Origin of the sequence: Micromonospora lacuserhaii (genome assembly GCF_036902735.1) — a bacterium.
Classification (GTDB): domain Bacteria; phylum Actinomycetota; class Actinomycetes; order Mycobacteriales; family Micromonosporaceae; genus Micromonospora.
Genome location: NZ_JBAKHO010000006.1, coordinates 48,819 through 62,030 on the forward strand (window position 1 = coordinate 48,819; position 13,212 = coordinate 62,030).

Below are 13,212 nucleotides of genomic sequence, written 5' to 3' on the forward strand. Positions count from 1 at the left end.
GAGAGGGGAAGGACATCGTGTCCGACCTGCCCCTGATCCAAGCGGATCGCGCCGTGCCGTCGCCGGCCGCGACCACCACCTCCCGGGGTGGTCGCGGCCGCCGGCTACGGCTCCTGTCCCGCACCGACCGCGTGGTGATCACGCTGATGGTCCTCGTACCGCTGGTGCTGGTGGTCGGCCTGGTCTGGCTGCCGGCGCTGGCCACCGTGGCACTCTCCGGCACCGACTGGGACGGCATCGGCCCGATCAGCGAGATCGACTGGGTCGGCGGGAAGAACTACTCCGACGTGGTGGAGATCTACCCGCCGTTCGTGCCCGCGGTGCAGAACAACCTGCTCTGGCTGGCCGCGCTCTTCGCGGTGGCCACCCCGATCGGCATGTTCCTCGCGGTGCTGCTGGACAAGGAGATCCGCGGCAGCCGGTTCTACCAGACCGCGCTCTATCTGCCGGTGGTGCTCTCGCTGGCGCTCATCGGCTTCGTCTGGCAGCTGATCTACTCCCGCGACCAGGGGCTGCTCAACGCGGTGCTCGGCGGCGACACCGACTGGTACGGCGACCCGAACGTCAACATCTGGGCGGTGCTGGTCGCCGCCGGCTGGCGGCACGTCGGCTACATCATGCTGCTGTACCTGGCCGGCCTCAAGGGCGTCGACCCGTCGCTGCGCGAGGCCGCGGCGGTGGACGGCGCCTCCGAGACCAGCACCTTCTTCCGCGTGGTGTTCCCGGTGATGCGACCCATCAACATCATCGTCCTGGTGGTCACCGTGATCGAGTCGCTGCGCGCGTTCGACCTGGTCTGGGTGATCAACAAGGGTCGCAACGGCCTGGAGCTGCTCTCCGCCCTGGTCACCCAGAACGTGGTGGGCGAGGCCAGCCGGATCGGCTTCGGCTCGGCCCTGGCGACGATCATGCTGGTCGTCTCGCTGGTCTTCATCACCCTCTACCTGACCACCGTCATGCGGGAGGACCGGCGATGACCACCACCCTGACCCGCGAGCCGGCGGCCACCGCCCCGGTCAGCCCGCGCCGGCCGCTCCGGCCGGCCCGGGTGGCCCTGCACCTCTTCCTGGGTGCGATCGCCGTCGGCTGGCTCTTCCCGATCCTGTGGGCGGTGCTGAGCTCGCTGCGGTCGTACGAGTACACGGCCATCAACGGCTACGTCTCCTTCGGCGGCTGGACGTTCGACAACTACGTCACCGCCTGGCAGACGGCCGAGTTCGGCAAGCACTTCCTCAACTCGGTGTACATCACCGTCCCGGCGGTGCTGCTGACGCTCTTCATGGCCTCCTGCGTGGCCTTCGTGATCGCCCGGTTCAGCTGGAAGCTCAACATCGTCCTGCTCGGACTCTTCACGGCGGCGAACCTGCTGCCCCAGCAGGCGCTGCTGATCCCGCTGTTCCGGCTCTTCACCGAGGTGCCGCTGCCGGCGTTCATGAGCGACTCGGAACTGCTCTACGACAGCTACTGGGGGCTGATCCTGGTCAACGTGGCCTTCCAGTGCGGCTTCTGCGTCTTCGTGCTCAGCAACTACATGAAGGCGCTCCCCCGCGACCTGTACGAGGCGGCGATGGTCGACGGGGCGAACATCTGGCGGCAGTACTGGCAGATCACCATGCCGCTGTGCCGGCCGGCCCTGGCCGCGCTGGCCACCCTGGAGGTGACCTGGATCTACAACGAGTTCTTCTGGGCCACCGTGCTGATGCGCACCGGCGACAAGTTCCCGGTGACCAGCTCGCTGAACAACCTGCGCGGCGAGTTCTTCACCGACAACAACCTGGTCTCGGCCGGCTCGGTCCTGGTCGCGATCCCCACCCTGGTGATCTTCTTCCTGCTGCAGAAGCAGTTCGTCCGGGGCCTGACGCTCGGGGCGAGCAAAGGATGAGCGTCGTCCACCTGCGCCGCGGGCGGACCAGCCTGGTGCTGGACGCCCGCGGCCCGGGCCTGCCCCGGGTCGTGCACTGGGGCGCCGACCTCGGCCCGCTGCCGACCGACGACCTGCCCGCGCTGGTGGACGCCACCGTCCCGCCCGTCGTGCCGAGCAGCTTCGACGCGCCGACCGTGCTGTCGCTGCTGCCGGAGGCGAGCGCCGGCTGGAGCGGCCGGCCCGGCCTCGGCGGCCACCGCAACGGACGGGACTGGTCCACCGCCTTCCGCCTCGACGGGCTCGACGTCGTCGACGCGGGCGGCGGCCGCGACCTCCCGGAGCTCGACGGCGGGCCGGACGCCACGTCGAACGGCCCGGACCCGAGCCGGGTGTCCTTCGGCGGGGAGGCGGTGGTCGTACCCGCGAAGGACGGTGACCGCGGCGGGGCCGGCGCGGCGCGGGTGACCGTGCGGGCGTCGGATCCCGGCGCCGCCCTCGCCCTCACCGTCGAGATCACCCTGCACCCGACCGGGCTGCTGACGCTGCGGCACCGGCTGCGCAACACCGGCGACGCCCCCTACGAGGTGCGCGAGCTGACCCCGGTGCTGCCGGTGCCGGCGGTCGCCACCGAACTGCTCGACCTGACCGGACGCTGGTGCCGGGAACGCGCGCCGCAGCGGCACCCCTGGCCGATGGGCGCCTGGGTCCGCGAGGGCCGGCACGGCCGGACCGGACACGACGCCACCCTGCTGCTGGCGGCCGGCACGCCCGGCTTCGGCTTCCGGCACGGCGAGGTGTGGGCGGTGCACACCGCGTGGAGCGGCGACCACGTCACGGTCGCCGAGCGCCGCCCCACCGGGGAGTCCACCCTGGGCGGCGGCGAATTGCTCGCCCCCGGCGAGATCCTGCTCGGCCCCGGCGAGGAGTACGCCACTCCCCTGCTGCACGCCGTCCGCTCGGACACCGGGCTGGACGGGCTCAGCGACGTGCTCCACGCCCACCTGCGGGCCCGCCCCGGGCATCCCCGCTCCCCCCGGCCGGTCACCCTCAACGTCTGGGAGGCGGTCTACTTCGACCACGACCTCGCGCGGCTCACCGCGCTCGCCGACCGGGCCGCCGAGGTGGGGGTGGAACGGTTCGTCCTCGACGACGGCTGGTTCCGGGGCCGCCGCCACGACCGGGCCGGCCTCGGCGACTGGCACGTCGACGACGAGGTCTGGCCGGACGGGCTGGACCCGCTGATCGACCACGTGCGCGGGCTCGGGATGCAGTTCGGGCTCTGGGTGGAGCCGGAGATGGTCAACCCCGACTCCGACCTGTTCCGCGCCCACCCGGACTGGCTGCTCGCCGCGCCGGGCCGGCTGCCCCCCGAGTGGCGGCACCAGCAGGTCCTCGACCTGGCCCACCCCGAGGCGTACGACCACGTGTTCGGCCGGCTCGACGCGCTGCTCACCGAGCACGAGGGCATCGCGTACCTGAAGTGGGACCACAACCGGGACCTGACCGAGGCGGGGCACGCCGGCCGACCCGGGGTGCACGCGCAGACCCTGGCGGTCTACCGGCTGCTGGACGAGCTGCGCGCCCGGCACCCGCACCTGGAGATCGAGAGCTGCTCCTCCGGCGGCGCCCGGGTGGACCTGGAGATCCTCGGTCGTACCGACCGGGTCTGGGCCAGCGACTGCAACGACGCCCTGGAACGACTGTCGATCCAGCGCTGGACCGGGCTGCTGCTCCCGCCGGAGCTGGTCGGCACCCACATCGGACCGGAGCGCTCGCACACCACCCACCGGGTGCACGACCTCGGCTTCCGCGCGGTCACCGCGCTCTTCGGCCACCACGGCATCGAGTGGGACATCGGCGCGATCACCCCGGCCGAGCGGGCCGAACTGGCCGCCTGGGTGGCGCTGCACAAGCGGCTGCGCCCGCTGCTGCACGCCGGCCGGGTGGTCCGGGTCGACCACCCCGACCCGGCCGTCCAGGCGCACGGCGTGGTGGCCCACGACGGCTCCCACGCGGTGTACGCGGTGTCCCGGCTGGCCACCTCCGTGGCGCAGGCGCCCGGCGCGGTACGCCTGCCGGGGCTGGACCCGGCCCGCCGCTACCGGGTCCGGCAGCCCGCCGGGGTGCCGGGGCCGGCGCTGCTGGAGCTGACCCCGCCGGGCTGGCTGACGACCGGCGACGGGGTGACGGTGAGCGGGTCGGTGCTGGGTGCGGTGGGGCTGCAACTGCCCGCCCTGCACCCGGAGCAGGCGCTGCTGCTGGAGGTCACCGCAGCTTAGAGCGTGGTACCTGACTGGGGCATCAGCTCACGCCGTCAAGCCCGCCGCACCCTCACCTGGGACTGATCAACCTCATCTCACGCAGGCGCTGAAGGCTGGAAGTACTCGGGACCCCAGCAGGTGGTGTCCGCCGGCAACTCCCACCAGTGCGGCATCAGCGTCGGCCGCCACGTGGGATCCGGCTGAAAGTCCATCCACCGGCCGTCGAAGGGGGCGGCCCCGGCGCGGGCCAGGGCAAGCAGCCGTTCGCCCTCGGCTCGGACTTCAGCGGCCTCGACCTCATCCCAGAACGCCGGCTCGCCGGTGTACTCGGCGAACGCGTCCTCGTCCTTCCACGACCACCTGCCATCCGGATAGACGAGCAGGTCGAGCTCCTGGTCGTAGACGTCGACCCCGCCGGCCCACCGGGTGATCGGACGCTCCAGGTTGACATACCAACCGTCGAAATCGCCGTCCGGTCGCCAGCTCCACCAGACCGAATGCGCCGCACCAGGCGGCATCAACATCAGAGTCCGGAAAGGCTGCCACGTGCTCAGGCCGAGCAGCGTGGTCATCCGCAGCGACGTGAGCAGCGACAGCTTCCGGGTCGGCTGGCCAGCGGTGTCAACCCGGCGCATGGCCTGTGAGCCCGCCTCGATCCACAGCGCCAGCCCGCGCTCGTCGTCGCTGACCACCCGCCCGCACAGCACCGAGCCGACCCGGCCGTCCGGGTACAGGTGCCGGCGGACGATCGTCTGCCCCCGCTCGAAGATCATTCGAGCACGATACCCATCAGGGCCTGATGATCATTGCCCCATACGCACGTCCGCCATCGAGGAACAAGCCCCAGCGACAAGCTGTCCCGCAATCTCATCCCGGCGCCGGGGGCAGGCCACCGGACACTGCCACCATCAAAATTCTTTCGAACTTTTTCATCGCGGATGTCGAGAACCGGGACGGCGGCTTCTACCCGGGGGTGAGAGCACCGAGAATCGGTGCCACAGCGTGAGGAGCGAGCCGTGAAGTACATGCTGCTGATGCAGTTCAGCGCCGCCGGAACCGACTTCCCGTCGATCGACACCTGGACGCCGGAGGAGATCGCGGCGCACATCGGGTTCATGCGGGAGGTGGACGGGAAGCTCACCGCCGCCGGCGAGCTGGTCCAGGCCGAAGGGCTGGGCGGGCCGCAGCAGGCCCGGATCGTCCGGGCCGGCGAGGGTGGCGCGCCGGTGGTCACCGAGGGACCGTTCGCCGAGACCAAGGAGTTCCTGGCCGGCTGGTGGATCGTCGACTGCGACACCCCGCAGCGGGCGACCGAGATCGCCGCGTACATCTCCACCGCGCCCGGCCCCGGTGGCCGGCCGCTGCGGATGCCCATCGAGGTGCACCCGGTCATGTCCGCCCCACCGCAGGAGCTGTGACGCCTGGACACCCCGGAACGCCCCGCCGAGGACCTGCTGCGCGAGCTGGCGCCGCAGGTCCTCGGCGTGCTCGCCCGCCGGTTCGGTGACTTCGCCGACGCCGAGGACGCCACGCAGGAGGCGCTGCTGGCGGCGGCGACGCAGTGGCCGGTCGAGGGGGTGCCGGAGAACCCGCGCGGCTGGCTGATCCAGGTCGGCCACCGGCGGATGATCGAGCTGGTCCGCTCCGAGGTGGCCCGGCGGCGCCGCGAGGACCTGGCCGGCCGCCGGGAACCGGACGCCCGGTGGATCGCGCCGGCGGCGGACGAGCCGGCCGCCGACTCCGACGACACCCTGGTGCTGCTCTTCCTCTGCTGCCATCCCACCCTCTCCACCAGCTCCGCGATCGCGTTGACCCTGCGCGCGGTGGGCGGGCTGACCACCGCCGAGATCGCCCGCGCCTTCCTCGTCCCCGAGGCCACCATGGCGCAGCGGATCAGCCGGGCCAAGCAGCGCATCCGGGACTCGGGCGTGCCGTTCCGGATGCCCGAGGAGGCGGAGCGGCAGGCCCGGCTCGCCGCGGTGCTGCACGTGCTCTACCTGGTCTTCACCGAGGGGCACACCGCCAGCGTCGGCCCGGCGCTGCGCCGGGTGGACCTCTCCGAGGAGGCGGTCCGGCTGACCCGGGCGATACACGCGCTGCTGCCCGACGACAGCGAGGTCGCCGGCCTGCTCGCGCTGATGCTGCTCACCGACGCCCGGGCCGCCGCCCGGACCGGACCGGCCGGCGAGCTGATCTCCCTGGCCGAGCAGGACCGTGGCCGGTGGGACGCCGACGCGATCGCCGAGGGGACCGCGCTGGTCACCCGGGCGATAACCCGGGGGCCCGTCGGGCCGTACCAGCTCCAGGCCGCGATCGCGGCGCTGCACGACGAGGCGCCCACCGCGACGGACACCGACTGGCCGCAGATCCTCGCCCTGTACGAGGTGCTGGAGCGGCTCTCCGGCAGCCCGGTGGTCGCGCTCAACCGGGCGGTCGCCACCGCGATGGTGCACGGGCCGGCCGCCGGCCTCGACGCGCTCGCCGCGCTGGACGTCGACGCCCGCCTCGCCGGGCAGCACCGCCTCGACGCGGCCCGGGCCCACCTGTACGAGATGGCCGGCGAGCGGGAGCGCGCGGTCGCCCACTACCGGGCGGCGGCCGGGCGCACCAGCAGCCGCCCGGAGCAGCACTACCTGCTGATGCGGGCGGCCCGGCTCGCCGGGACGGACGACGCCGGCCACTGACCGGGCGGGCCGCGCTCGGAGCAGCATGGCGCTCGTACCCGCGGAGAGGTGGCCGGGTCCGGGCGGACCCGGCCACCGGTGCCGCGACGGGCCTCAGCTCGCGGTGCAGCTCACCGCGGGGATCGCGTTGGTCCCGTTCCAGCTGGCGATGAAGCCAAAGGTGGTGCTGGCGCCGGCGCCGAGCCGGCCGTTGTAGTCGACGTTGCGGCCGGTGTACGTGGACCCGCTGTTGCTCAGCGTCGTGCTCCAGGACTGGCTGATCGTCTGGCCACCGGTGAAGGTCCACGTCGTCGACCAGCCGTTGACGGCCGCCGAACCCGCGGTCACCTTGATCTCACCCTGGAAGCCGCCCTGCCACGAGTTCACGATCGTGTAGCTGGCCGTGCAGCCGCCGCTCGGCGGCGGCGTGGTCGTCGGGGGCGTGGTCGGGCTGGGGCTGGTCGGCGGCGTGGTCGGGGTGGTGCCGGAGTAGACCGACGCCTCCCTCGCGGTCGCCCTGATGCCGTTGGCGCCGTTGAAGATCCGCTGGCCCCAGCTGGTCAGCCGGTTGGGGTCGAAGGCGGTGGCCATGTCGAGGTACTCGACGCCGCCCCCGTTGCCGCTCCACGACCAGCCCAGGTAGCCGATCCCGTTGGCCTGGCTGTAGGCCATGATGGTGTCCTCGTCCGGGTTGCCGTCCGAGTGGTTGAAGCCGAACTCACCGACCACGATGGGCAGCCCGGCGCTGCGGAAACGGCCCAGGTAGTCGGTGATCTCGGCGGCGGTGTCGAAGACGCCGTACATGTGGATGTCGAAGACGGTGTTCTTCGCGGGATCGGCGTTGAAGACCGTGCCGGCGTTGTCGCGCATGGTGAACGACCAGTCCTGACCCCAGTTCGGGGCGTCGACCATGATGGTGTGCGCGATGCCGCCCGAGCGCAGCCGCTTGACCGCGTTCGCAGTGTCGGTGGCCCAGGAGCCGTAGCCCTGGTTGCCGTACGGCTCGTTGCCGATGTTGACGATGACGTACTTCTCCTGGCCGGCGAGGGTGCTGGCGATGCTCAGCCAGTAGTCGACGGCCCGGTTCAGGGTGGTTGCCGCGCCGTCCTCGCCGTAGCCGGTGGTGTCGTGCACCTCCAGCACGCAGATGAGCCGGTTGGCCTTGCAGAGCGAGATGACGTTGGCGACGTCGGCGGCGCTGTTCTTCGTCCAGCGGTCGCCGCTGGCGAGGACCACCCGGACGGTGTTGGCGCCGAGGGCCTTGATGTTGGCGAAGGAACTGGTCTGCTGCGGGTACCAGGTGTGCGCGTGGTTGACGCCGCGCATCACGAACTCGGTGCCGTTGGCGTCGTAGAGCCTGCCGTTGGCGACCGAGAAGCCGGCCGCGGCGTGGGCCGGCTGGCCGAAGGCGAAGACGGCGGCGAGGACGGTGAGCAGGGCGACGCCGGCGACGGAGAGTCGCTTCTTCATGGGCTTTTCCTCAGGGACGATTCGACCCCGTGCCCTGGCGGGATCGGCGATGGTGGCGACGGTGTGGCGCGCGGCTGCAGCCCGACAGCCGCCGCCCGGCTCCGTGGCAGCGCAGGCATCAGCCTAGGCCGATGGGACCTGGAAGGCAACCGGTTAAGTTCCCCGCTCATCCGGCGGGACGGCCTGCGGCGGCCCACGCCGACCGTGGGCCGCCGCAGGGGCGATCATCCCCACCACAGGATGTGAACGCCACCGGCCTGAACCGGTTAAGCCCGGACCCTAGACCGGTGCCGAGCGCACGTCAAGGGCCCGGATCGGGCTCGCGCCCGTACCGGACGACGGCGGTTGACCCGCGCCCCCCGGGGTATCGGAGGACGATCCGTCAGACCGAAGGAGAAACCAATGGTCACCGTCGGCTACACCCTGATGTGCGAGCAGGCCGGCCCGAAACAGCTGGTCGACTATGCGGTACGGGCCGAGGCGGCCGGCTTCGACCAGCTGGTCATCTCCGACCACTACTACCCGTGGCTGGACTCCCAGGGCCACGCCCCGTACGCCTGGTCGGTGCTCGGCGCCGTCGCCCACGCCACCAGCCGGGCCGAGCTGATGTCCTTCGTGACCTGCCCGATCCGCCGCTACCACCCGGCCGTGGTGGCGCAGAAGGCCAGCACCATGGGCGCGCTCTCCGACGGCCGGTTCACCCTCGGCCTCGGCGCCGGCGAGAACCTCAACGAGCACGTGATCGGCGGCTGGCCACACGTGCAGCAGCGGCACGAGATGTTCGAGGAGGCGCTCCAGATCATCCGCCCGCTGCTCAACGGCGAGACGCTGACCTTCTCCGGCAACCACTTCGACGTGCCCGACGCGTACCTCTGGGACCGGCCGGACCGGCCCGTCCCGATAGCCGTCGCCGCCTCCGGGCCGTCGTCCGCCGCGCTGGCCGCCGAGTACGCCGACGGCATCGTCGCCACCGAGCCGGACCCGCACATCATGGAGCTGTACGACGACGCGGGCGGCATCGGTCGCCCCCGCTACGGCCAGGTGGCCATCTGCTACGGCCCGGACGAGGCCGAGGCGCGCAAGCTCGTGCACGACCAGTTCCGCTGGTTCGGCATGGGCTGGAAGGTCAACGCCGACCTGCCCGACCCGGATGCCTTCGCCGCCGCCACCCAGTTCGTCCGCGAGGAGGACGTCGCCGAGGGCATCCCCTGCGGCCCGGACGTCGACAAGCACGTCGAGGCGTTCAAGAAGTTCGTCGACGCCGGCTTCACCCACGTGGCGATCGTGCAGGTCGGCGGGGAGACCCAGCCGATGTTCCTGGACTGGGCCCAGGAGCAGCTGCTCCCCCGGCTCCGCGAGCTGTGAGCCTCACCCGGTCGACCCCGGCCGCCCCGCCGACCGGACCGGGGCGGGACCGGCCGCCGCTCACCCGACCCGGCCGCTTCGGCCGGGCCGAGCTGCGCACCGCACTCGCCGCGCCCCGCCCGGCCGCCGGCTTGATCAGCGAGTTCCGGCTGGTCGACGGGGTACGCACACACACCCGCCGGAGCGCCGACCCGGGCACCGGCGCCCCACCGGTGGTGCTGGTGCACGGGCTGGCCGTCTCGCACCGCTACCTCACCCCGCTGGCCGTCGCGCTGTCGGCGACCCATCCGGTGTACGTGCCGGACCTGCCCGGCTTCGGCCTCAGCGACCGCCCCGGCCGGGCGTACGACGCGCGGGAGCACGCCGACTGGCTGGCCGCCTGCCTGGCCGCGTACGGGCTGCCGCCGATCTGCCTGCTCGGCCACTCGTACGGCGCCGAGGTGGCCGCCTCGCTGGCCGCTGACCATCCGGAGCTGGTCGGCGCGCTGGTGCTCGCCGGCCCGACCAGCGACCCGACCGCCCGGTCCCGGCGCGGACTGGTCGGCCGCTGGCTGGTCGACACGGTGCGCGAGGCCCCCTTGCAGGCACCGGTCCTGCTCCGAGACGTCTGGGACGCCCGCCCCTGGCGGGTCGCCGCCACCGTCTCGCACTCCGTGCACCACCCGGTCGAGGAGGACCTGGTCCGGATCACCGTCCCCACCCTGGTGGTGGCCGGAGCGAAGGACACCGTCGTCCCGGCCCGCTGGCGTGCCGAGGTGGCCCGGCTGGTGCCGGACGCCCGGCTGGTCACCGTGCCGGGCGCCGCGCACAACGTGGTCACCACCGCGCCGGCGCAGGTGGCCGACGCGATCCGCACCCTGCTCGCCCCGACTTTGACAAGGTGAACCCATGCGCATCGGCAACACGGAAGTGCGACCGCTCGGCGGCGGCCTCGGCTGCCTCCTGATGATCCTCTTCTCGATCCTCGCCTCGGTCGTGCTGACCGTCCTGCTCAACCTGGTCCTCTGAGCGGGGCGGCCGGCCCGAGGCAAAGGCGGCGGCCCGGGGCGCGGCGGCCGGCCCAGTGCAGGGCCGGTCGCCGGGCGCTCACAGCGGGCGCCAGCCCTTCCGGTCGTCCGGGTCGTCGACCAGCCGGACCGAGGCGGCGAACCGCAGGGCGGCGGCACGACCGCCGAGCACGGCCAGGCCGCCGGGCGAGCTGACCACCGCCTCCGCGTAGCAGGGCGAACAGGCAGCCGACAGCTCACCTACCTGGTAGACGCCGATGCTGTGGTCGCTCAGGTTGACGACCCAGGCCGACCGTCCGGCCTCGGTCGTGGCCGTGCCTCTTCTTCCCAGCCTGTCCCGACGGACCGCGACGGAGAAGCCGTCGTCGTCCGTCGCGCCGGCTGCGTAGTTGAGGTGGACCCCGTTCCACCGGCCGGACCGGAAGTCGACGGACACGCCCCGGAGCTGGGCGCCCGGTGGTGCCGGGATCGGCGCCAACGGCACCGTGACCGGCGTCGATTCCCAGCGCAGTTCCTCGGCCACCCGCCGGGCCACCTCGGCGGGACGCTCGGCGTCCCGCGCGGAGACGACGACCCAGCCGTCCGGGGCGTACTGCCAGGAGAGGCTGACGTCGTAGCCCGACGGGCTGGTGTACATCCACGCGTCGTGGCCCCGCACCGGATCGGTCGGCACGCCGATCGCCTGCCCCGACTCGCGGCTGGACTCCCGCTGCCCCAGGAGCAGGTTGAGCAGGTCTTCATTCCCGCGCGCACCGACCTTCACCACGACCTGTCGGGCGGCCGGGCCGGTGCCGGAGGCGAGGTAGATCTCCTGGCCGGACCTTCGACCGCTGAACCCCTCGTCGGTCAGACCGTCGGGCTGCCAGCCGAGCCGGAGGACGCGCCGCTCCGGAGCGAACGACGTCGGCGCCTCAGTCGGCCACCCCGGCGTCGGGCTCGCCGTGGGCGGGCCGACCCGGTCGGCCGGAGATCCGGCCGGCCCTACGCCGAGCAGGACGGTGACCCCCAGCAGCGCCAGGACCGTCACCGCCGCCGATCCCACCGTCCGCCGCCGGCGCCGTCGCACCGCCCGCTCCCCCACGGCCACCAGCCGGTCCGGGGTCAACTCCCCCGGGGACAGGTCGGCCGTGGCACGGTGCAGCATGCCCCGGACCAGGGTCTCCTCGGTGCCGTTCATCGGGTCACCCCCGTCGTCTCGCCCAGCGGCAGTTCCCGGCGCAGCGCGGCGAGCCCCCGGGCGGTCTGGCTCTTCACGTTCCCGGTCGAGCAGTGCAGCACCTCGGCGGTCTGCTCCACGCTCAGGTCGGCGTAGAACCGCAGCACCAGCACCAGCCGCTGTCCGGGCGGCACCGCCGCCAGCGCGGCCCGCAACGACACCGCGTCGGCCACGCCGTCGCCCGGCCCCGGCGGCGCGCCCCGCGGCACCGGTTCCGGTGCCCGGTCGAACAACTGGACGCCGAACCACCGGGAGCGCCGCTCCTGCCGGAACGCGTTGACCAGCATCCGGTGCACGTACGCGCCGAGGTCGTCGGCGCCCCGCGCCCGTCCCCACTTCACGTAGAGGTGGGTGAGGGTCTGCTGCACGACGTCGTCGGCCCGGTGCGCGTCACCCCCGGTCAGCAGGTACGCGGTCCGCCGCAGCTTCGGCGTCACCGCCGTCACGAACTCCACGTACTCCTGCCGCTGTGTGGCGTGCATCGACCACTCCCCGTCCCGGACGTCGGCGTCTCACCGTACGGATGGCGCCGGGACCCGGTCCGGTTGCACGGCCGTTCAGGCGGGATCCAGGTCCAGCTCGGCGACGACCGGGTAGTGGTCGGAGGCGTACTCGGTCTCGCCGCCGCGCACCACCCGGCAGGACCGCAGCCGGGCCGCGAGCGCCGGGGTGCCGAAGACGTAGTCCAGTCGCATCCCGGAGAACTCCGCGCCACCGCCGTGCTCGGTGGGCGCGGTCAGCCCCTCGTCCGGGGGCGCGCCCGTCGCCGCCCACAGGTCGACCAGACCGGCCGCGAGCAGCCCACCCACCGCCCGGGTCTCCACCGTGCGCCCGTCGCGGCGCAGGTGCCGCCGCCGGTACGCCGCCGGCAGCCGGGCGACCCGCTCGGTGTGGTCGGCGCCCGGTTCCAGGGTGTTCAGGTCACCGGCGAGCAGGGCCAGCTCCCCCCGTCGGGTCGCCGCCGCCAGCCAGCCGGCCTCCAGCAGCCGCCGCACCCCGGTGTACGGGTCCAGGTGCGCGCTGAGCACCGTCAGCGGCCCGACGTCGGTGGCCAGCAGCACCCGCTGCGCCGCGTGGTGGAACGGGCGGCGCAGCGGCCCCGCCGCCAGGGTGCGCCACGGCGGGCGGACCAGCACCGCCACCGGCTGCCCGAACCAGGAACGGGCCAGGTGGGGGATCATCCCCACCTGGCCCGCCACCTCGGCCAGCAGGCCGCCGCGGTCGAAGCCGCGCAGCTCCTGCAGGGCCAGCACGTCCGGCGCCTGGGCGGTCACGACCCGGACCACCCGGTCCAGCCGGCCGGGGCCGGTGCGGTCCCGGCCACCGGTCCGGATGTTCCAGGTCATCACCCGCAGCATCGGCGGTA

At 73.0% G+C, this 13,212-nt stretch carries 12 protein-coding genes; 7 read left to right on the top strand and 5 right to left on the bottom strand.

Going from position 1 to position 13,212, the window contains the following annotated elements; genetic code table 11:
* The first annotated feature begins 17 nt into the window (after nt 1-17).
* Genes V6U81_RS05985 through V6U81_RS05995 form a run of 3 tightly spaced genes read left to right on the top strand, consistent with a single transcriptional unit; the run spans nt 18 to nt 4,143 of the window.
* Complete coding sequence (locus tag V6U81_RS05985) at nt 18-977, top strand: carbohydrate ABC transporter permease (protein ID WP_334485287.1); 960 nt, start codon at nt 18-20, stop codon at nt 975-977.
* Nucleotides 974-1,882, top strand: coding sequence for a carbohydrate ABC transporter permease (locus V6U81_RS05990; RefSeq protein WP_334485289.1), 909 nt, complete (start codon nt 974-976; stop codon nt 1,880-1,882). The genes V6U81_RS05985 and V6U81_RS05990 overlap by 4 nt, the downstream gene beginning before the upstream one ends.
* A complete protein-coding gene (locus V6U81_RS05995) occupies nt 1,879-4,143 on the top strand; it encodes an alpha-galactosidase (protein ID WP_334485291.1) in 2,265 nt (754 codons plus the stop codon). The genes V6U81_RS05990 and V6U81_RS05995 overlap by 4 nt, the downstream gene beginning before the upstream one ends.
* Nucleotides 4,144-4,220: 77 nt before the next feature.
* Here the strand turns inward: V6U81_RS05995 and V6U81_RS06000 are convergent, their stop codons facing one another.
* On the bottom strand, nt 4,221-4,898 hold the full coding sequence (locus V6U81_RS06000) for a ribonuclease FAU-1 family protein (RefSeq protein ID WP_334485293.1): 678 nt from the start codon (nt 4,896-4,898) through the stop codon (nt 4,221-4,223).
* Between the two features lie 252 nt (nt 4,899-5,150).
* On the opposite strand from V6U81_RS06000, the gene V6U81_RS06005 reads away from it, so the two are divergent.
* Nucleotides 5,151-5,543 carry a YciI family protein gene (locus V6U81_RS06005; RefSeq protein WP_334485547.1) on the top strand — a complete coding sequence of 131 codons (393 nt, stop codon included), beginning with the start codon at nt 5,151-5,153 and terminating at the stop codon, nt 5,541-5,543.
* A gap of 3 nt (nt 5,544-5,546) precedes the next feature.
* A complete protein-coding gene (locus V6U81_RS06010; protein ID WP_334485549.1) occupies nt 5,547-6,809 on the top strand; it encodes an RNA polymerase sigma factor in 1,263 nt (420 codons plus the stop codon).
* Between the two features lie 93 nt (nt 6,810-6,902).
* Here the strand turns inward: V6U81_RS06010 and V6U81_RS06015 are convergent, their stop codons facing one another.
* Nucleotides 6,903-8,258 (bottom strand): cellulase family glycosylhydrolase, encoded by a 1,356-nt coding sequence (locus V6U81_RS06015; RefSeq protein ID WP_334485294.1) that lies wholly within the window; start codon nt 8,256-8,258, stop codon nt 6,903-6,905.
* Nucleotides 8,259-8,660: 402 nt separating this feature from the next.
* Between V6U81_RS06015 and V6U81_RS06020 the strand changes: the two genes are divergently transcribed.
* Nucleotides 8,661-9,623 carry a TIGR03557 family F420-dependent LLM class oxidoreductase gene (locus tag V6U81_RS06020; RefSeq protein WP_334485296.1) on the top strand — a complete coding sequence of 321 codons (963 nt, stop codon included), beginning with the start codon at nt 8,661-8,663 and terminating at the stop codon, nt 9,621-9,623.
* Nucleotides 9,620-10,507, top strand: coding sequence for an alpha/beta fold hydrolase (locus V6U81_RS06025; protein ID WP_334485298.1), 888 nt, complete (start codon nt 9,620-9,622; stop codon nt 10,505-10,507). Before V6U81_RS06020 ends, V6U81_RS06025 begins: the two co-directional genes overlap by 4 nt.
* Nucleotides 10,508-10,709: 202 nt before the next feature.
* Here V6U81_RS06025 and V6U81_RS06030 read toward each other — a convergent pair whose 3' ends face one another.
* From V6U81_RS06030 to V6U81_RS06040, 3 genes are all read right to left on the bottom strand, one after another.
* Complete coding sequence (locus V6U81_RS06030; protein WP_334485300.1) at nt 10,710-11,807, bottom strand: hypothetical protein; 1,098 nt, start codon at nt 11,805-11,807, stop codon at nt 10,710-10,712.
* A complete protein-coding gene (locus tag V6U81_RS06035) occupies nt 11,804-12,328 on the bottom strand; it encodes a SigE family RNA polymerase sigma factor (RefSeq protein ID WP_334485302.1) in 525 nt (174 codons plus the stop codon). Before V6U81_RS06035 ends, V6U81_RS06030 begins: the two co-directional genes overlap by 4 nt.
* A gap of 75 nt (nt 12,329-12,403) precedes the next feature.
* Nucleotides 12,404-13,204 (bottom strand): endonuclease/exonuclease/phosphatase family protein, encoded by an 801-nt coding sequence (locus V6U81_RS06040; RefSeq protein ID WP_334485304.1) that lies wholly within the window; start codon nt 13,202-13,204, stop codon nt 12,404-12,406.
* Nucleotides 13,205-13,212 lie beyond the last annotated feature (8 nt).